This window comes from Sphingomonas glacialis (genome assembly GCF_006439055.1).
Lineage (GTDB): Bacteria > Pseudomonadota > Alphaproteobacteria > Sphingomonadales > Sphingomonadaceae > Sphingomonas > Sphingomonas glacialis_A.
In genome coordinates this window covers 26485-45064 of sequence record NZ_RCZC01000004.1, presented here as the reverse complement: position 1 = coordinate 45064, position 18580 = coordinate 26485, and the positions used below count along the sequence as shown (strand labels likewise).

The 18580-nt window shown below is 61.6% G+C and carries 15 protein-coding genes and 1 pseudogene; 7 read left to right on the top strand and 9 right to left on the bottom strand.

What is annotated here, in order from left to right; genetic code table 11:
* Nucleotides 1-1244: 1244 nt before the first annotated feature.
* The 6 genes and pseudogenes from EAH76_RS14755 to EAH76_RS14730 form a co-directional block, all read right to left on the bottom strand.
* Nucleotides 1245-1739 (bottom strand): BLUF domain-containing protein, encoded by a 495-nt coding sequence (locus EAH76_RS14755; RefSeq protein ID WP_140851055.1) that lies wholly within the window; start codon nucleotides 1737-1739, stop codon nucleotides 1245-1247.
* Complete coding sequence (locus EAH76_RS14750; protein WP_140851054.1) at nucleotides 1736-2164, bottom strand: BLUF domain-containing protein; 429 nt, start codon at nucleotides 2162-2164, stop codon at nucleotides 1736-1738. The genes EAH76_RS14755 and EAH76_RS14750 overlap by 4 nt, the downstream gene beginning before the upstream one ends.
* A gap of 209 nt (nucleotides 2165-2373) precedes the next feature.
* A pseudogene (locus EAH76_RS14745) lies at nucleotides 2374-2454 on the bottom strand (IS5 family transposase); the annotation flags it as partial.
* Between the two features lie 208 nt (nucleotides 2455-2662).
* Nucleotides 2663-3295, bottom strand: a complete 633-nt coding sequence (locus EAH76_RS14740; protein ID WP_140851053.1) for a class I SAM-dependent methyltransferase — start codon at nucleotides 3293-3295, stop codon at nucleotides 2663-2665.
* A gap of 181 nt (nucleotides 3296-3476) precedes the next feature.
* The gene (locus EAH76_RS14735) at nucleotides 3477-3815 is read right to left on the bottom strand and encodes a nuclear transport factor 2 family protein (protein ID WP_241659710.1); all 339 of its coding nucleotides are present in this window, start codon (nucleotides 3813-3815) and stop codon (nucleotides 3477-3479) included.
* Nucleotides 3816-3846: 31 nt separating this feature from the next.
* Nucleotides 3847-4596 (bottom strand): glucose 1-dehydrogenase, encoded by a 750-nt coding sequence (locus EAH76_RS14730; RefSeq protein ID WP_140851052.1) that lies wholly within the window; start codon nucleotides 4594-4596, stop codon nucleotides 3847-3849.
* Between the two features lie 206 nt (nucleotides 4597-4802).
* Here EAH76_RS14730 and EAH76_RS14725 point away from each other — a divergent pair, with 206 nt between their 5' ends.
* Nucleotides 4803-5684 carry a LysR family transcriptional regulator gene (locus tag EAH76_RS14725; RefSeq protein ID WP_140851051.1) on the top strand — a complete coding sequence of 294 codons (882 nt, stop codon included), beginning with the start codon at nucleotides 4803-4805 and terminating at the stop codon, nucleotides 5682-5684.
* Between the two features lie 404 nt (nucleotides 5685-6088).
* Here the strand turns inward: EAH76_RS14725 and EAH76_RS14720 are convergent, their stop codons facing one another.
* Entirely contained in the window at nucleotides 6089-8527 is a 2439-nt protein-coding gene (locus EAH76_RS14720; RefSeq protein ID WP_140851050.1) for a TonB-dependent receptor, read from the bottom strand.
* A 188-nt stretch (nucleotides 8528-8715) separates the two neighbouring features.
* On the opposite strand from EAH76_RS14720, the gene EAH76_RS14715 reads away from it, so the two are divergent.
* The gene (locus EAH76_RS14715) at nucleotides 8716-10278 is read left to right on the top strand and encodes an alkaline phosphatase D family protein (protein WP_140851049.1); all 1563 of its coding nucleotides are present in this window, start codon (nucleotides 8716-8718) and stop codon (nucleotides 10276-10278) included.
* A 326-nt stretch (nucleotides 10279-10604) separates the two neighbouring features.
* On the top strand, nucleotides 10605-10850 hold the full coding sequence (locus tag EAH76_RS14710) for a hypothetical protein (protein ID WP_140851048.1): 246 nt from the start codon (nucleotides 10605-10607) through the stop codon (nucleotides 10848-10850).
* A gap of 195 nt (nucleotides 10851-11045) precedes the next feature.
* Here EAH76_RS14710 and EAH76_RS14705 read toward each other — a convergent pair whose 3' ends face one another.
* Nucleotides 11046-11870 carry an alpha/beta fold hydrolase gene (locus EAH76_RS14705; protein WP_161989046.1) on the bottom strand — a complete coding sequence of 275 codons (825 nt, stop codon included), beginning with the start codon at nucleotides 11868-11870 and terminating at the stop codon, nucleotides 11046-11048.
* 97 nt (nucleotides 11871-11967) lie between these two features.
* Between EAH76_RS14705 and EAH76_RS14700 the strand changes: the two genes are divergently transcribed.
* The 4 genes from EAH76_RS14700 (at nucleotide 11968) to EAH76_RS14685 (ending at nucleotide 17227) form a co-directional block, all read left to right on the top strand.
* A complete protein-coding gene (locus tag EAH76_RS14700) occupies nucleotides 11968-12594 on the top strand; it encodes a class I SAM-dependent methyltransferase (protein WP_140851046.1) in 627 nt (208 codons plus the stop codon).
* Between the two features lie 904 nt (nucleotides 12595-13498).
* Nucleotides 13499-13981 (top strand): EF-hand domain-containing protein, encoded by a 483-nt coding sequence (locus tag EAH76_RS14695; protein ID WP_140851045.1) that lies wholly within the window; start codon nucleotides 13499-13501, stop codon nucleotides 13979-13981.
* A gap of 200 nt (nucleotides 13982-14181) precedes the next feature.
* On the top strand, nucleotides 14182-15087 hold the full coding sequence (locus tag EAH76_RS14690; protein ID WP_140851044.1) for a hypothetical protein: 906 nt from the start codon (nucleotides 14182-14184) through the stop codon (nucleotides 15085-15087).
* 262 nt (nucleotides 15088-15349) lie between these two features.
* Nucleotides 15350-17227 carry an ABC transporter ATP-binding protein gene (locus EAH76_RS14685; RefSeq protein ID WP_140851043.1) on the top strand — a complete coding sequence of 626 codons (1878 nt, stop codon included), beginning with the start codon at nucleotides 15350-15352 and terminating at the stop codon, nucleotides 17225-17227.
* 21 nt (nucleotides 17228-17248) lie between these two features.
* Here EAH76_RS14685 and EAH76_RS23960 read toward each other — a convergent pair whose 3' ends face one another.
* Complete coding sequence (locus EAH76_RS23960) at nucleotides 17249-17944, bottom strand: energy transducer TonB (RefSeq protein ID WP_161989045.1); 696 nt, start codon at nucleotides 17942-17944, stop codon at nucleotides 17249-17251.
* Nucleotides 17945-18580 lie beyond the last annotated feature (636 nt).

Here is an 18580-nt window from a genome sequence, read left to right as displayed (position 1 = left end):
CATCTGCGTCGGCCAACCGAGCCCCTAGACGCGGCTTGCGGGTTAGCGCCTCAGCGAAAGACGAATGGCGCTACTACAATTCCCCACAGCAGGGCCGAGACTGGAAGTGCGAGCAGCATACCGTGGGCTCCAAACCGGCGCCGGATCGCCCGCTGGGCAGCGGGCACGTTGTAATTCGGTTGGCGCAATTCATCTCTCCATGCATTCAAGTCCGGCCGTTACAGGACTAGCGCCAGAACGCCTCAATTTGGGACGAAGATCAATGCGTAATATACCGTGTTTACGAATTCTCGATCGTCGGCCGCGACGTGACGCGCAAGCGTCCGCACCGGGAGCACCGGGAGACCAGCTTGTCTGGCCGCAGGGTCGCTGGCCGCGTGACCCACTTGTGAATCTCAAAACTGCAAAGCATTCCCCSCCCCCCCCCCCCCCCGGTTTCGCCGGTCGATATATACCTGATCCACCGAACAGACGGTAGACGTATGAGCGTCGAGATTCGGTTAACGTCCAATTATCTCTGGTTTTTCGATTTCGGTGGCCGTGCCGATCGGGCCAGCTTCTCCCTGGTTCGCGATGGCGATCGAGCATCGCGTCGACCGCTGTGGCGCCGAAGTGACGGAAGTTGCCTTGCATCGACCCGCCCTCGGCCCAGGTGTGATCGTCGAACGTGCCGCGAGAGCGGCCACCAAACGCGCTTCTGCCATCTTGTCGTAAGAGCTATCGATGTCGTTCGCGGCGCAAAGCCGACGTCGGCTGTCGTCAGTCGGATCGCTCATCGCCGCGATATATGCCTCGGCTTCGTTCTTATAATGTTTTCGACAAATAACGCGGCCATGGGCTCCACCCCGACGATGGCCCCTGGCCAGTTGTTAGGCGCAAGGAAAATAGGCTGAGGTATTTCGACTTTAGCCTAGTCCCACCACCGTAAAATCAGTTGCCATCTTCTCGTCAGCGGAATTAACATACATTAACCGCAGTCTAGGTCTAGCAAGGAAATTTACCGCTCTGTTCCTTGGTTGCTGCGGCGAGGAGTCAACCCTCCTATGTCAGAGCGCTCTCGATTGTGATCCATATGCGGACATCGCGACTCGCCCAGCACACGACAAAAATTTCAAACATGCGTTCGTCTCGGCGGCACCGATCGAAATATGTCTTCTGACAAGCTCGTGATGGAATTAAGGCAAAATTACAGTTGCGGTCCGCTAAGCAAAAAGGGTCGCTTCGGTCCTAGGCGCCTACTCCCGTTATACCCAAGCCGGGAGCGAAAGTTCTGTCGCGGCGCCGGGGTCTTCTCCGACAAAACTAAGAATCAGATCAACCAAAAACTCGCCCTCAGCGGGCGTTTCAGAACCCATCGAGGCCAGTTCATGATTCTTGAGCGCGCGCTGTACCCAGCGGGATGGCCCGACATAGGCAAGCGGCCAATTGGAAAAGCGGCGCTTGATACAGGCTTGTTCACGCAAGTTTCGCACATTGGTGTGTAGCGGATCAGCGACAACGCGCGCGCGCATCTTCTTCACGCCGTTCGGCGTCCCCTCGAGCACGTGGACGAACGAGCCATCGCACAACAACAAAGCGCCCGTCAGCCCAAGGTCCCTATTATTCTTCCGCCATGTTTTCAGCATGCGGTCGAGGACCGCATAGTCGCGCGATTCCACCGCCGCGAATCTACAATCGCTGACATTGATGTTGAGGACCAGCTCGCGGTCTTCCAACGTCTTGCGCCGAGGCAGGCTCATACCTTTCCCGCCTCATCATGCGCAAGTGAGACCATGAAATCAACGATCTGGTCCTCGCGCAATACCAAGCCAGGCGCGGCTAAGGGAGATTCCGCAAAGCGCTTGCGTACCGCGGGTGCATCTCCAACAAATCCCATAGACCAATCAGGAAACTGGCGAGCAGGCACAGTGCGATTGACCAGCAATTCAACATCTTCGTGTCGCGGGTCGGCTGCAATACGATCAAAGGTCGACTGGACATCGCCTTCGTCACCCTCAAGTAATTGGACGAACCAGTCTTCGTTGAACAGCATGGCACCCGTAACGTTGACCGCAGGATTGCGTCGCCGCGCCGTCGCGAGGATGCTATCGACTTCTCCAAGATAGGACGAAACCGACCCGTTGAAGACGGGAACGCTGCGGTAAACGATTGTGTGAACGGCCATAATATCCCCCTCCGGATGAGGCAGAGATATGTACCGATTCGGCCATTAATAATTCGTGCGATGCTTCCAATTGATCAGCGGTTATCGGCAGGAAGTTTATGCACGTGGATCTAGGAGGGGTATGTAAAACCCTATAGGTGAACATTTGAACGGGTTACTCGTAAACGATTCCCGCCTAGACCGTCTCTAGGCTCAGGGCTCGCTGATCCGAGCCAGAAGATGACGGTGGCGGCGAGCGCGATGGCGGAGAAGAAGACGGTCGGGCATCGATCGTAGCGGGGGGCGATACGGGGCGACGTCGGTCGCGCCAGCGAACGGGCAGTCTAGGCCGGTCGCGGAATGGCAGGTTGCCGTCAAATAGCGAGGGTAACGATTATTGCGGGAGATGACGGCAACCCGAGGCGCAATTGCGATCGCGCCACGCGTGACGAGCGCTTCCTGTCGCTTGCCTCCTTTTTGCTGCCGGTTCACGCCCGCGTGCCATTGCGGCAGCGTGTGTCAGGGTCTGATGAACCGGTAGGCGAAGCGATCTGTCGCCCCCTTGATCGTGGGATCAAACACCCTGATCGCGTGGGCGTCCGCTTCGCTGGCGAGAAGGTCGCTCTGTGCGTCCAGCACGAAACCCGCCTCCAGCACTTCCTTGACGACCAACGCGGGGTCGATCCGATGCAGCGACGCGGTGTCGCGGCTGCCAGACTCGGCTTCGGCGGCGTGATCGATGATGACGTACCGACCGCCGGACTTCAGACTTGCGTAGACGGCCTGGTTGAAGGCGGTCGCCGTGGCGCCCTTGGCCTGGATCAGCGGGGTGTGGAGATCGTGATAGAATAAGTGCATCCACACGACATCGACCGACGGGGTCGCCTCCGCCAGCGCGACGACGTCGGCCGATACGGCCTCGACGTTCTCCCTGCCCGACTGCTGCGCGAGCGCGCGCATGAGGCCGACCGGATCGTTTTTGAAGTGCGCGACTTCGGCCGGAACGAAGCTATAGACGCGCCCTTCGGGTCCCACGACGTCGGAGAAAATGACGGTCCAGTCGCCAGTGCCGGGGTAGACGTCGATGGCGGTAGAGCCCGCCGTGATGGTCGCGAATCGGACCAATTCAAATTGCTTCGCTCGGTCGTACATCGGAATTTCCTAATCGTGGTAGGCGATAAACCACGAACCAGGGGGTCGATCTCCCGTTCCGCGGCGTACCGGCGCTTCTTATAAGGCTCGTAGAGCGGCCCCGCCGGCCGCGGCTGTCACGCCGGTGCCGGCCTGGAGGCTGACGCCAATGCCTGCGTGTCGACATATTCCCGGATGCTGGTCAGCTTGCCGCCGCGAACCGTGATGGCAAACACCCAGTCATCAGCGAAGGCCTTGTTCGTGGCTTTGACTTTCCCCATGGCAACGCCGACGACATAACCCGTTCGCCTTGGGCAAGATACTCCCGGGGTTCGGTCGATGTATCAAGGGACCGGGAGGCGGTTTCGAGCAGGTCGGTCAGGCCCGCATGCCCGTAGTACGTCCCGACCAGCGGCCAGTCTTGGCCCGGAATGATCCATTCGATATCGTCGGCCACCAAGGCCAGCAGAGCCTCCCTGTCGCCGCGGCCGATCGCGGCGAAGAAGTCTTTCACGGTTTCGACGTTCTGCTTGGTGTTCATGAGAGGCTCTCCAGTTAGCAGCTGTGGTCGGTCAGACCTGCGCCATGCCGCCATCAACGGCGAGATCGATCCCGGTGATGTACGAGCTTTCCTCCGAGGCGAGGAACAATACGGCGGAGGCCACTTCCTCGGCCCTGCCGCGTCGACCGAGTGGAACTTGCGAGGCGAAATGCGCTACAGCCTGTTCGACTTGCTCGGCGGTGAGCCCTACCTTATCGAGCGCCGGCGTTTCGATCGGGCCCGGGCTCATCGAATTCACCCGAATGTTCCGATCCTTTAGCTCGACAGTCCAGCCGCGCGCGAAGCTGCGCACCGCCGCCTTGGCAGCGGCATACGCGCTGAAAGCGGGATCGCCCCTGACGTTCGCGACCGAAGCGGTCAGGATGATCGAGCCGCCGTCCTTGAAGAGCCGAAGCGATTTCTGAACCGTGAAGAAGGTTCCCTTCGCGTTGAGGTCGAATGTCTTGTCGAAATGCTCTTCGGTCGCCGCTTCGAGCGGCGCAACTTCGCCCCAGCCGGCATTTGCGAAAAGCACGTCGATGTGACCATGCTTTTCCTTCACGATGGCATAGAGCCGGTCCAAATCATCAAGGCGGGTCACGTCGCCGGCCACCGTCGTGACGTTGCCCCCGATGGCGGCGGCAGCCTCCTTCAATTCTTTCTCGCGTCGTCCGGTGATGACGACGTCGGCGCCTTCCGCGACGAACCGCTTGGCCGTGGCCAACCCGATGCCGCTGTTTCCGCCGGTGATGACGGCGACCTTGCCTTCGAGCATTTTCATGTCTGCGATCCTTTGATGTGCCAGGGAAAGTCCCTGACCGCCTCCAGATGGGTCGGCATCGGTCGCTGCATCAGTCCGCAACTCCGCACATCGGTGGTGCGCGGATGCACCGTTAAGCGCAACTGGCATTGCCGCGGTAGGCGCAAGCCAGCGTACCGCGTGTTGAAATGATGTTGAACGCGCCACTATAGGTGCGATGATGCACCATGATCGACTGGGATGACGTTCGCTATTTCCTCGCCGTCGCCCGTGGTGGTTCGGTGCGCGCTGCCGCCCGGGGATTGGCGGTGAACCACGCAACGGTGCTGCGACGGATCTCTCACCTTGAGGAACGCCTCGGCGCCCAAATGTTCGAAAAGCTGCCCGCCGGCTATCGCCTGACGTCGGCAGGCGAGGACGTTCTCGAACTCGCGACCCAGATGGAAATTTCGTCGCACCAGCTCGAAACGCGCGTCCTGGGGCGCGATCAGAGCGTGCGCGGCCTGTTGCGCGTGACCTTGACGCCGATCCTCGCGACCCATTTGCTCATGCCCGATTTTGCCGATTTCGCGCGCCTTTATCCTGATATCGAGATGGAGATCCTGTCGTCCGGCGAGTTGGCGAATCTCACCAATCGGGAAGCGGACGTCGCGATCCGCGTCGTCTACGACCGCAGCACGCTGCCCCTCAATCTACATGGACTGAAGGGGCCGGAGGTATTCGGCGGCGTTTACGTGTCGCGCGATCGGCTCGCCGAATGGCAATCCGGCGCGAGCGAACCGCTGCGGTGGATCGTCATCGCGAACCACGGCGTGCCGGATTGGGCGAACGAGGGCGCGGTGCGGACAACCGGGGTGCCGTTCAAGGTCACGGATGCTGCGGCGGAGATCGCTGCTGTCCGTCAGGGGCTCGGAATTGCGGCGTTGCCATGCTTCGTAGGCGATGCCGACCCGGATTTGCGAAGAGTGCCGGGCGCCAACCTTCATAAGTACGGGACGCTCTGGATCCTGACTCAGGGCGAAACGCGCAAGACCAAACGCGTTCGGCTCTTCACCGAGTTCGTATCCAAAAGGGTCGCGGCGTACGGGCATCGTCTTGTCGGCCAGTGACTGACGGACGATCACTCGGACCGTCAGGTACGAACGGATACTGGATCGGCGGCGCGCCCTATATGATCAGTTAGGGCCGCTGCGAACGGCAAGCATTGGGCGCAGCGCTCGGCATCTCGACCGGCTGCTATTGTGGGCGTTGCTGACCGCCAGATATGTGGCAGCAAGGACTCAAAAACGATCGTTCACGACGTCTTTTCCTTCCCCCAAAACCAGCCGTTCATTCACGTTACGACTTGGCTGGGGCTGGGCTTTGGTTGGCTAGCAGATTTCAACCCGTGGAGTTTGCTGCGCGCATGCGCAGGCCGGCTTTGGACGTCTTGGGCGTGCCGCTGCGGCCCTAACGGGCCGAGGCGAGGTCTCGACATTCTTCGCAGCAGCCGAGCGCGAGGCTGCAGCCTAACTCAATATTTCACCTTCACCGTACCACCGAAGGTGCGTGGGCTGCCGGGATAGCCCTGCACGATCCCGGTCGATTTGGTCAGGCCGAGCAGATTGATGAAATAGGTCTTGTTGAACAGATTCTCCGACCAGATCTGCAGGTCGAACCGGCCGTGGTCGAGCTGCAACCCGACACGCGCGCTGACCAATGCATAAGGCCTGATCTCTGCGGTCGGATCGAGCGTGATCGTCGTGTTCTGCTTGCTCCGCCAGTTCACGTCTACCAGGCCATAACCGACCATGTCGTCGCCAATCGCATGGCTATAGTCGGTGGTGAGGTCGGCGGTCCATTTCGGCGCCCACGCGACTTGACGGCCGGTCAAGTCGCACACCGTCGCGGTCGTTGTCGCCGGGCAGGTCGAATTGCGGAACGACGAATAATAGGCGTGATTGTATGCGCCGAAGCCCTTCATGTGGAGGCCCTTGAACAGGAACAGCTCGCCCTCCAGCTCGACGCCGTCCGAGGTCAGCGACCCGACATTGGCGAGGAACTTCGCCGCGGTGTTGCCGACCCCGACCGACTCGTTTGCCTGATAGTTGCGCACCTTGGTGTGGAAGCCCGTGAGGTTGAGCAGCAAATGTCGGTCGAACCATTCGCTCTTGAGGCCGATCTCGAAATTGTCGGTCGTTTCACCCTTCACCTGCTGGCCCGCGCCGTACAGCGTGACCGCGCGCAGCACGCTCGCATCGGGGTTCGAGGCATTGACCGGCAACAGATTGAAGCCCGCCGATTTGTTTCCGCGCGCATATTTGGCGTAGAGCATCGCGGCCGGCGTGACCTTGTAGCTCACGCTCGCCTCGCCCGACAGCGAGCGATCGTTGAGACGATCGTCGACGTGACCGAGCTGGGCGTTGGCGCCCGACGGCGACAGCGCGTTGATCTGCGCGGTACTGAAACCGCCGAGGTTCGAGCTCACCACGCCGTCATAGACTTCGGTACGATGCTCCCAGGTGTAGCGCAGGCCACCGTCGATCGCGAGACGGCGCGCCGCGTCGGGATGCCAGGTGGCGTTGGCGAATGCCGCCTCGGTATCGGTGTGGAAGGTCGCGAGCGACGCGAAGCCCAGCCCCGCCAACCGCGCGGCATAGGCGCCCTGCGCCCAGGTCCGTCCGCCGACCGCCGGGAATAGCGTCGCCGACGGGTTCGCCGCCCAGATGTTATACTGGTCGCCGAAGCGGATGCGCGAATCGACCTGCAGCTTCTGGCGCGACAGGAAGCCTCCGACGGTCAGCTCGAGCGGCTTGTTGCGCGCCGTCGCAAAACGGAGTTCCTGCGAGAGTTGATGCTCGTCGTTGCACGAGCCGTAATCGGGGATCGCGTTGAGCTGGGTGTAGTCGTTGTCGTTGTTGGTGAAGCATTTCCAATGCTCGAATGCGGTGATCGAGGTCAGCGTGCTGCCGCCCAGCGTCCAGTTGACCTCGCCACTCACCGCGCGCGTGTCGGTCACGGCGTTGAGCGCGCCGTCGATGTTGATCTGGCGGTCGCGCGCGTTGCTGGTGGTCAGCGTATAGCCCGCCGCCGCCATCCGCGCTTTCAGCAGCGTCGGATCAAAGACCTGCAGGATCACCGGCGAGATCGTTGGGAAGGCCTGGTGGTTGTACGTGCCGATCAGGCGCACCGAGAGATTTTCGGTTGGCGTGGCGAGCAGCTGCGCGCGGACGCCCTGCCCCTGCCGCGCGTTCTGATAGCCGTTGTTGTAGAGGTTGCGGTAATTGCCGTCGGTCTGGCTGTAATAGCCCGAGAGGCGCAGCGCGAGCTTGTCGGGGATCAGCGCGCCGGTGGCGCCGCCCTTGACCTCCTTATAGCCCTGGTTGCCGACGGTCGCCTCGGCATTGGCGGCGAAATCGAAGCTCGGCTTGAGCGTGTTGATGATCACCGCGCCGGCCGTCGTGTTCTTGCCGAACAGCGTGCCCTGCGGCCCGCGCAGCAGCTCGACATCGGCGAGATCGGTGAAGTCAGTCGAGACCATGCCCTGGCGGCCGGTATAGACGCCGTCGACGAAGATGCCGACCGAGCCGTCGATCCCGTCGGTGTTGAAGCCGTTGTTGCCGATGCCGCGCACGCCGAGATTAAGCTGCTTCGGATTGGTCAGATAGACCGAGAAAGCCGGGAACTTGGTCTGAAAATCGGTGAAGTTTACGAGGTTCTGGCGGCTCAGCTCGGCAGGCGTGATGACGGTGATCGGGATCGGCACCGACTGGACATTCTCCGAACGTTTCCGCGCGACAACCGTGATGTCGGCAAGCTGGTCGGGGCCGGCGGCGTCGCTGTCGGCGCCCTGCGCGGCGACCGGCGCTACGGTTGCGGTTTCCTGCGCCGAAGCGATGCCCGATAGGGCGGTCGTCGCCAACAGCGCGGCGCCCACCAGCCGGGTTGGCTGGCGCAGAATTTCGAATGTCATAATCGGTCCCTTTGGTGTCGCGCGCGTTGCGGATCTGTGCCCGCCCTTCTCGCTTCGCTGCCCCTAGGGAGGCGTTGCGTCAGTCTCGCGTCGTCTGCGTTTCAATACCGTTACAGCTTTGTCTTTCAACGGTAACCTGGATGGCGGATAGCCGGATCGTCGCGCCCCGCTTTCACGTCAGGCTTTGCATGTTCCATCCCACACGTCGCGGCTTGCTCAAGACCTCGCTGCTGACCCCGGCGCTGCTAACCATGTCGGCGCGCGCCACGGTGCTGACGACCGGCGACTATCCCTTCACGCTCGGCGTTGCATCTGGCGAACCGTGGCCCGACGGCATGGTCCTGTGGACGCGCCTCGCACCGCGCCCGCTCGAGCCGCACGGCGGGATGCCGCCCAAGCGCGTAGCGGTACGCTGGGATGTTGCGGAAGACGAACGCTTCACCCGCATCGCCCGCTCGGGCACCGCCTTCGCAGATCCTGCCGCGGCGCACTCGGTGCATGTCGAGGTCAGCGGCCTGCGCCCCGGCCGTCGCTATTTCTACCGCTTCATCGCGGGCGGCGAGTCGAGCCCAGGCGGTCGCACGAGAACCGCGCCCGCGCGCGACGCAGACGTCGCAGCGTTGCGCTTCTGTTTCGGATCGTGCCAGAAATATGAATCGGGGCATTACGCCGCGTGGACGCATGTCGTCGCCGCCGACCCCGACCTCATCGTCTTCCTCGGCGACTATATCTACGAGACTCCGCCGACCGACGACGGCGTGCGACGCCACGTCAATCCCGAACCGTTCGACCTGGCGGGCTATCGCCTGCGCTACGCCAGCTACAAGCTCGATCCGCTGCTGCAGGCAGCGCACGCGACCGCGCCCTGGATCTCGACCTGGGACGATCACGAAGTCGCCAATGATTATGCGGGTGGGCTCGACGAGAAGAACGGCGATCCCGTCGCCTTCCTGCGCCGCCGCGCCGCGGCCTATCAGGCCTATTGGGAGCATCTCCCGCTGCGCGCCGCAGCGCATCCGTCTGGGCCGAGCGCGCGGTTGTACCACACGCTCGACTGGGGCGGGCTCGCGCAGTTCCAGATCATCGACGACCGGCAATATCGTGGCGCGCGGGCGTGCCAGCCGCCTGGGCTGCTGCCCGCACACCAACAATATCTGGTCAACGTGCTCGACTGCCCGGATCGCCATGATCCGGCGCGAACGATGCTTGGTGCGGCGCAGGAGCCTTGGCTGCTCGAACAGCTGGGCACGACGCGCGCGCGCTGGAACCTGCTCGCGCAGCAGACGCTGATGGCCCCGTTCGCGCAGATCGACGACAAACATCCCGAGCGCGGTCTCGCGCTTCATGCCGCCGACCGCTGGGAAGGCTATCCCGCCGCGCGCGACCGGATCTTCCGGCGCTGGGCGGAGGCGAAGACGCCCAATCCGATCGTGCTGAGCGGCGACATCCACGCCTTTGCGGCCGCCGACATCCGCCATCCCGATCGGCCCGCGGACGCACCGATCGCCGTCGAATTCGTCGGCGGGTCTATCACGTCGCTCTATCATCACGCTCAGTTCCGCGAGGAAGCGCAGCGCAACCAAGGCTTCCGCTATGCCGAGAACGAGGTGCGCGGCTTCGGAAAGGTCGAATTGACGCGGGACAGCGCGGCGGTCCAGTTCCGCGGCTTGGCCGACGCGCTTGATCCGTCGTCGAACGTGTCGACCATCGCACACTTCGAGGTTGAGGCCGGACGAGCCGGTATCGTGTGATGTCAGACGCGGAGGATGCTGATCTAGCGCTTTTAAAGTCCCAAGGTACAACCCTTGGAAATCCCCAATCATAACAAGGCCCAGCATTAGCGTTTCAATCTCGCGCCCGGAGGCCGTGCCCGAGCCGCCAACATGCGATAGCAGGCGGTTGTCCGCGGAGACATCAGAACTCGCTTCGTTGCCGATCATGGAAATGACTTGGGATCGAACATCCTGAGGTGGACGCCCGTGCGGCGATGCGTGGCCTCCCCAATAAGTTCAGTGCGTCGTGCAGCTATTACAAGCCTCTCACGATGGAGACGAGTTGGCCCGCCGATCCGCCAGAGATGCCGTACCAGACCGTGCCATTCTATACGCTGGCACAGGCGGGCGGCTGCTTGTGGGTGGCTGGCGGAGACGGGCTTTACGTGATCGCGGCGGCTCGTCCGATTACATTGAGAAAGATGCCGCCGTTTAAGCAGATCGATGGCGTCGACATCAGCTTTGGGATGCCTGGGCTCGCGGTAGTACGCACCGACATCGATGCTCCTGTCTCACTTGGCGGCGGGGCCCCGCTCCTTGTCGCCCGTTGATACGCCTTAATCTGCAACGCTGCCTCACGTTGACCCACAAGGCGAGATTGGCGCGACCATCAAGGCAACAAGCTTCTGCCGTTCGTCCATCGCGCCGCTAAAAACGCTTTCAAGGTGTCCGACGTGAATGTCGAACGGCTAACTCACTGTGGACAGACAGGCCGCTTTCAACCGTCAATTCATCGAACCCGAGGCCTAGTGTCGAGACGAACTATTATTTGCGACTTCATCGATCGCAGCGACGACAGCATCGAGATTTGTGACGTAGAGATCATGATCTCCGTCAATGATGCGGAGACTCCCTCGCACGCCCGCGTCCGCCGCCGCGCGCGATGCAGCAACATAGGCTGGGTAAAGAGGCCCACATGCGCCCGCTCCAGGGCACTGGTAGCGCTCCGTCGAGATCATGATGATGTGAGGGATCTCCGGCGGGCCTTCAACCTCGATGGCGCGGCTCACGTCGTTCACGTCGATATGTTCGTTGTTGCCGCCAAACGCCCAGGCATCATCCTCCCCCCGCTGTGCGGGTGTCTCCAATCGACGTACATACCTACCCCACTCGGCCGACGTGCCGGGCTGGTTGCTCGTCACGTACCCGGCGACACGATGCGAAGCTGCGTACGACCGCACCAGCAAGCCGCCCATCGAGCTGCCAAACAGAATGAACGGGCCTTTCTCGTTTGCGGCGGTAAGGGCGTCGAATGCGTCGCTCATCAGATCGGAAGCTCTACGGGGTATGGAAGCCACGGAGCTGTTCCCGACATTTCGCCGATCGTACTCGCACACGCGGTAGCGGGTCGACAACGCCGCGAAGAGAGCAGCCATGTGCGTACGACGACCACCGTCTCCGGGTTCGAGCAAAATGGTGAACTTGCCCCTGCCGTCGCAGCGCATGGCGATGGCGCGGTTGCCAGAAAGCCTGACCACTTGGTCCCGCGGCTTCGCCGACGTGCTTTCCACTGAACTCGACAGGCTTGCGGCCAGCCACAGTACAAGCCCGAGAGCGCGGAATAACATCATTCCTGTAGGCTGACCGAGTGTTGACGATCGAGCAAGTACGGCTTTTCTTGTCTTCGCGCATTTCTGACTGCGGGTGATCAATGCTAAGCGCGAGCGCATGACCAACGACTTTCTCCCGGAGCTGCCGGCCGATGCGTTCGACAAGCAAGATGCGGGCGATGATCTCGCCTTCTACGCGCCGGCGCGACTGGTCACCCACATCGATGCGGGCGCCATCGCAGCGCTGACCGGCTTCTACCGCGCCGCGCTCCCCGACGGCGGCCGCGTTCTCGATCTGATGTCGAGCTGGATCAGCCATCTGCCCGAAGATCGCGAGTATGCCGAAGTCGTCGGCCACGGCATGAACGCCGACGAGCTCGCCGCCAACACACGCTTGGGCCGCTGGTTCCTACATGACTTCAACCGCAACCCGACGCTGCCGCTCGATGACAACACCTTCGATGCTGCGTTGTGCTGCGTCGGTGCTCAATATCTGCAACGGCCGGTAGCGGTGTTCGCCGAAGTCCGCCGCGTGATGGTCGCGGGCGCGCCTTTCGTGGTCAGCTTCTCGAACCGCTGCTTTCCGACGAAAGCAGTGGCAATCTGGCGCTCACTCGATGCCAATGGGCACGCGGCATTGGTCCGGCTCTATCTGCAGCGTGCCGGCTTTGCTAAGGTTGCATTCGAGGTCTTAGCTAATGGGAGTGCAAGCGACCCGCTCATAGCGGTAATTGGCCGCGCTTAATTGATTATCTTAGCTGTCCGGCTCGGCTGCCACCGACTTAATCTTTAGGGCTTTGACCCAATCCGGGCCCTACGAGCCCACTCGCCGGTTCCGAAACTGGCCGCTGGTTCATCTAACGAAACTGCGGTTTCGATGGACGTCATTGCGGTCGTTAAATGGCGCTCAGCGATAGAGACCGGGCCTGCTGCTTTGATACTCGCTCGGCTAGATTGGAGACGCGCAGGCGAAGTTGACGAACGCGTCTAGCAGCCCCGCTTTCGAGATTCCTGCCAAAGTGTTTTGGGCTGGACAGGATGCTCCGCCTCCAGTGCAGCCTTTGCCTCCCGGATTGAGAGTAACGACCCGCTGTCGTTCACGCCGCGTGATAGACGGCATAAAATTTTCCTCGATGCCGTCGAGGTCGGCGGGATGTAGATGTCTCAAACTACGTCCAGGGCAAACTGAGTCTGCTCTATGGGCGAAGGTCTGATAGACCGGTGAGGTCATCCCCTGAAAATCGAGACGACTGGGTTGCGTCGCGAGAATACCCGCAAGTACGACGGCACGCAGCAGCATAGGGACCCCGAGGGCGGCAGTTAACATTACCGCTAATCCCCTCGAGGAATAACTGCAATCGAACGCTAACCTAACCGAAGCGAGCCGGTCGACAGCATGCGGACGACCCGGCCGCACCGAGTCCGACGGGACCCAACAAGCGACAATCACAGGTCGTTTCCTCCCCCTCAAATAAGCTGCTTATGCATCCTTCGGCATTGGCCGTGCTGGCGCGACAGCTTGGACGTCCCACGGCGCTGCCCGGTCGAGAGCGACGGGAGAATTGCGAACTCGCATGTAATTCAATGAGGCGGATAGAATTCAGATATTCGTCACCCCCACGTCATTCGACCAGAAGCACTTTCGCTCAATGGTAATTTTCCTTGCAGCATTCCTCGCAACCACTGCTGCCGATCCGGTCGGTGAAACGCGCGTGCAGAACGAAGCCAAGGCTCTGGCGCAGCATGACCGCCTCGATGTGAACCACGACGGCTTTGTGACCTATGCCGAGATGCTCGCTGCCACCTTGGCCATGATCATGCCGAAAGCGCAGATCACAGAGCAACTGCCGAACGATCGCATGGCACATGCCGAGTTCGATCGGGCTGACGGCAATCACGACGGGCGAATATCGGCAGATGAAGCGGTCGCTGGTGCAAATATGATTTTTGACAAGGGCGACACGGATCATAACGGCCTCCTTACTCCGCAGGAACGCGGCGCCTACATGGCGCGCTGGCTTGCTGCCCTTCAGCGCGAAATCTCAGCGTGGAAGCCACTGCCCTGCCAGCCCGGTGCGGCTTGTTCCACAGCGCGCCATAGTAGCGGGAGTGGGCTAAAAAGAGACGAGTAGTGGTTGACCCATTTGGCACATGGATGACTGCCCCGTTCCAAGGATCGCAGGATGGTTCGACAAAAAACTGCGTCATTTTGAGGTGCCTTGCCTTCAGCGGATTGCTTGCAGCGTCTCACTCGGCCGCCCAATCCCAATCGGCATCAGTCCAGGTTCCGATCCACGAGGTCGATCTGTCCGATGGGACGCGGCGATACGTGGTGACGATCGAAATCGATGGACACCCCATCGATGCCGGCCTCGATACGGGCTCGGTGGGGTTGCGCGTGCTTCCAGGCATTGTCGACACTGCGGTGACGAAGACCGTGGGACCGGTACAGCGATATAGCTACGGCGCCGGCACCGCTCTTGAAGGACCAGTGGTGCGAACAGCGTTATCCGTTGGGGGGCTGCAGAACGGTGGCCGTTGGCAGATCATTCGTAAGATCGGATGTAGCGTTGCACGTCCGGATTGCCCTGCTTCCCACGTTGATCCACGCAAGTTCGGTATCCAAGGCAATGGCCTTGCAGGCGAAGGGTTTCGCGCGATCCTCGGTGTTGGCTTGGCAAACGCCGACTTGCCCAATCCATTTCAAGAGATCGGCGCTCATCGCTGGATTATCGAACTTCCAAGGCCCGGCGAAATGGATAGCGGGCGCTTGATCCTGAACCCAAGCGACGAACAGGTTGCCGGGTTCACACCGCTAATGCTCGTGGATCCGCATCGAACGCGCGCGAACGATGCAGTGCGAGCATGTTTGCAGCACGATGTTGGAAAACCCATTTGTGCGCCGACACTGATCGACAGCGGGGCTCCAGGGGTCGAACTCGTCAATCATAGCGCTGATCGCGGCTGGGCCGAGGGCACGACTGGGCGCCTAACTTTTGGTGATGTCGCTAACGCAGAGGCATTGGGGGTCCGCTTCATCGTCGGACGCAGGGCGCAAGCGTCTCGGTTCAGTTCTGTCACCGATCCGCGGGTAGAAGGGGTGCGGATTCGGTCGGGCCTGCTCACCTATTTCGCCTATGACGTGCTTTATGATGCCAATCACGGCATAATCGCAGTCAAGGCGCGTCCAGCGTATCGAGATGGAGTTATCGCGGTTGGTGGCGGTGACCCAAATTGACCCATAAGCCGCCGCTCCCGGCTGCATTTCCGGCCCTCGACTTCAGACACCTATTCATCAGTCGCGCATGTCGGTCTCTTCGACGAGCAGGCGCCGGCGCAGTTCGGCCCGAATCGAACTGCTCGCAGCATCGAGAGGGAACCATCGAGTACCCCTGCCAACGTAGGTACCGATTGTGTATCGGGTGGGTATGCAGATGACCTTATCCCCCTCCCGATCCCGGTGCGAAGCGGCCGACAGCATGTCGTCTCGGAACGGTTAAATGGCGCTCGGCGTCAGACAGGGTCGTGGGGGTGTTCCGCCCCGGCCCACCAGCTGGCGCGAGCGGCTCGGCGCGCTACGCAACCTGCCACCGTTCCTCGCCATGGTGTGGGACAGCAGTTGGCAGCTCACCGCCACGACCGTCGCCATACGGCTGGTGCGTGCGTTGCTTCCGGTGGCGACGCTATTTGTCGGCAAGCTCATCATCGACGAGGTCGTGCACTTAAGTCACCTGGCGGTTCGCCCGGTCAGTCTCGCGGGTTGGCTCGGCTCCGGTCTGCTCGGCCGGCTGGAGGTGCTGCTACTGGTCGAGTTCGCTCTCGCGGTCGCCTCCGATCTCCTCGGCCGGGCCGTCTCGCTGGTCGACGGGCTGCTCTCCGACCGTGTTAGCAACGACGCGAGCGTACGGCTGATGGAGCACGCCGCCACCCTCGATCTCGCCGACTTTGAAGACGCGGCCTTCCAGGACCGCATGGATCGCGCGCGCATGCAGGCGAGCGGGCGCATGTCGCTAATGGGGCAGCTGTTCGGACAGGTACAAGACATCGTCACGGTATTGAGCTTCGCCGCCGGCCTGGTCGTCTATGCGCCGTGGCTAATCGTCCTGCTGGCCATCGCCCTAGTGCCCTCGTTCCTCGGCGAGGCGCACTTCAACGCGCTAAGTTACGCGCTCAGCTACGTGCGCACGCCGCAGCGACGCGAACTCGATTATGTCCGGCAGGTCGCCGCAAGTGCGGACACAGCCAAGGAAGTCAAGATCTTCGGCCTCAGCCCGTTCCTGATCGACCGGTACCACACCATCTCACGCGACACCTACGACGCGAGCAGACGGTTGGCGCTGCGCCGAGCAGTCTGGGGCTCCGGCTTTGCAGCACTCGGCACGATCGCCTATTACGCCGCCTACGCCTACATCGCCTGGCGCGCGGTGACCGGGTCAATCACCATCGGCGACCTCACCTTCCTTGCCGCCTCGTTCCTGCGGCTCCGTGGGCTACTGGAAGCCTTGCTCACCGGCTTTTCCTCGACCGCTGGGCAGGCATTGTACATCGACGACCTGTTCTCCTTCTTCCGGACGGAGCCGGGCATCCGCTCGCCCGCGGGAGCGCTGCCGTTCCCGGATCCGGTCCGGCAAGGCTTCGTCTTCGAGGATGTGGGATTCCGCTATGCAGGTGCCGAACGATGGGCGGTGCGGCATCTGTCGTTCACGTTAGCTCCGGGAGAGGTGCTGGCCTTGGTCGGCGAGAACGGGGCTGGCAAGACCACTCTCGTGAAGCTGCTCTCGCGACTCTACGATCCTGTAGAGGGCCGCGTCCTGCTCGATGGACGCGACCTCCGCGACTACGACATCGACGGCTTGCGCGCCGCGATTGGCGTGATCTTCCAGGACTTCGTACGGTATAATCTGCCCGCCGCCGACAACATCGCGGTCGGCCGCATCGAAGCGCGTGGCAATCGCGAGCGGATCGAGGCTGCGGCATCCGCCGCGCTCGCGGACGGTGTGGTTGCCAACCTGCCGAACGGCTATGACCAGATGATCGGCAAGCGGTTCCAGGGCGGCGTCGACCTGTCGGGAGGCGAGTGGCAGAAGATGGCGATCGCCCGCGCCTACATGCGCGACGCCCAGGTATTGATTCTTGACGAGCCCACGGCGGCGCTCGATGCGAGAGCGGAGTATGAGGTGTTCCAACGGTTCCGTGAGTTGAGCACCGGACGCTCGGCCGTGCTGATCTCTCACCGCTTCTCGAGCGTGCGAATGGCAGATCGGATACTTGTCCTCAGCAACGGTAGTGTGGAGGCATCCGGGACCCATGGTGATCTGCTCGCTGCCGGCGGCCGCTATGCCGAGTTGTTCGAACTCCAGGCCGCCGGCTATCGGTGACGGGCACCTTTCCGGATTACATCACCGGGCAATCCGCGTTGGCGGCAACTTGAACCTTATGCGCTGAATGCAGCCGCGGCGGCCTGTGTCATTCTCCGTCACGCGGGCGTTCGAAATTGCGTTGCGCGCGACATTGCCGAACGTTTCGTCCGGCTCCGACAGCAGAACCTTCACGTTTCCAACTGCGCCCCAAGGCGCCGTATCGTAACCGACCACGGCCACACCTTCGATATGGCGTCGGGAGAACGGTTTTGGATATGCGCTCCCATTCAGCAGGCCAGAAATCGATTTAGGATCGACCGCACAACTGGGCTGGTCGCTCATGTCGGCCGGTGCATCTGAAGGAAGCTCCGGCGCTGCGTGATTGGAATTATCGGTTCGATAGAAGTGGTAGGTGCAACCGCGATAGCCTGGCCCCGGTGCATAGCGGTTCGCGAGCAAGGCATGGAGGCCTGCGGTATCGAGGGCTGTGTCGCCAGACGAACCAAGAGCCCGAGCACGACTTGGCTTGCCGCTCGTATCAACGTCGAAGGCGAAGAACACCCAAGCCGAACCACCAACGATAGACGGCAGCTTTTCGAACGCTGGCAGATTCAGCCGGCGGTACTGACCAGGCTGGGTTGGGCAGGTTGAATCTGCGGGACGGACCCGCTCAAAGAGCCCTGCTGGCGTTCCCGTAACCTCTGGTCGGCTGGCCAGCTCGTAGAGGTCCGACATAGCGGCAGTCTCAATCGGGCGGAAAGATGCTTTGTAACGGACCGAGCACGCGGCATGCGGCGCGCTAGCCGGGAAGTGCGATACAGCAAGTGCGGGCGCGAGATCGCTCGTGTCGAAATAGTAGTTCGAAAGCGATCTGACATGCTGCCGGATTGTGCGAACGCGCCCTTGCGCATCGATTGCGAACGAGAACCCGTACGTTGGTGGAGGCGCAACGTCCGAGGAAGAGGCGTAGCGCGTCCATACAACCGACAGAGGGCGGACGAGACCGGTCGACTGTACCGATCCGTCGGCGCAGGACACCGCGTCTGGTGTGAAGGATACGATCTCTGTGCGAGAGGTCATAGACGAGGGCACAGGCGCGGGGACGCTGAGTGAGGTGAACGACGTGATGAGCATTGGCAGGATCTCCAACAGCATGATTCGAACTTAGCGGTTATAAATCAGCGCTTAGCGCCTGCATCGAGGGGTCTGGATAGCCGAAGGTGATCCCTGACGGAAAGGTGACTTTCGTCCAATGATGGCTGCATTGCCTTCGTTCAGTTCACTATCGATCTCGGTCGCGTTCCCGCGCGTTGGAGCCCGAGAGACTGCTGGTGAAGAAAGTCGATTTAGATCCAAACCGATGCGGCAGAG

Coding starts and splice junctions, on each gene's coding strand:
- EAH76_RS14710 (WP_140851048.1), top strand. CDS start 10,605: ATGCCGTACCAGACCGTGCCATTCTATACGCTGGCACAGGCGGGCGGC.
- EAH76_RS14725 (WP_140851051.1), top strand. CDS start 4,803: ATGATCGACTGGGATGACGTTCGCTATTTCCTCGCCGTCGCCCGTGGT.
- EAH76_RS14735 (WP_241659710.1), bottom strand. CDS start 3,815: ATGAACACCAAGCAGAACGTCGAAACCGTGAAAGACTTCTTCGCCGCG.
- EAH76_RS14700 (WP_140851046.1), top strand. CDS start 11,968: ATGACCAACGACTTTCTCCCGGAGCTGCCGGCCGATGCGTTCGACAAG.
- EAH76_RS23960 (WP_161989045.1), bottom strand. CDS start 17,944: ATGTCGGACCTCTACGAGCTGGCCAGCCGACCAGAGGTTACGGGAACG.
- EAH76_RS14720 (WP_140851050.1), bottom strand. CDS start 8,527: ATGACATTCGAAATTCTGCGCCAGCCAACCCGGCTGGTGGGCGCCGCG.
- EAH76_RS14740 (WP_140851053.1), bottom strand. CDS start 3,295: ATGTACGACCGAGCGAAGCAATTTGAATTGGTCCGATTCGCGACCATC.
- EAH76_RS14750 (WP_140851054.1), bottom strand. CDS start 2,164: ATGGCCGTTCACACAATCGTTTACCGCAGCGTTCCCGTCTTCAACGGG.
- EAH76_RS14685 (WP_140851043.1), top strand. CDS start 15,350: ATGGCGCTCGGCGTCAGACAGGGTCGTGGGGGTGTTCCGCCCCGGCCC.
- EAH76_RS14715 (WP_140851049.1), top strand. CDS start 8,716: ATGTTCCATCCCACACGTCGCGGCTTGCTCAAGACCTCGCTGCTGACC.
- EAH76_RS14705 (WP_161989046.1), bottom strand. CDS start 11,870: ATGATGTTATTCCGCGCTCTCGGGCTTGTACTGTGGCTGGCCGCAAGC.
- EAH76_RS14695 (WP_140851045.1), top strand. CDS start 13,499: ATGGTAATTTTCCTTGCAGCATTCCTCGCAACCACTGCTGCCGATCCG.
- EAH76_RS14755 (WP_140851055.1), bottom strand. CDS start 1,739: ATGAGCCTGCCTCGGCGCAAGACGTTGGAAGACCGCGAGCTGGTCCTC.
- EAH76_RS14730 (WP_140851052.1), bottom strand. CDS start 4,596: ATGAAAATGCTCGAAGGCAAGGTCGCCGTCATCACCGGCGGAAACAGC.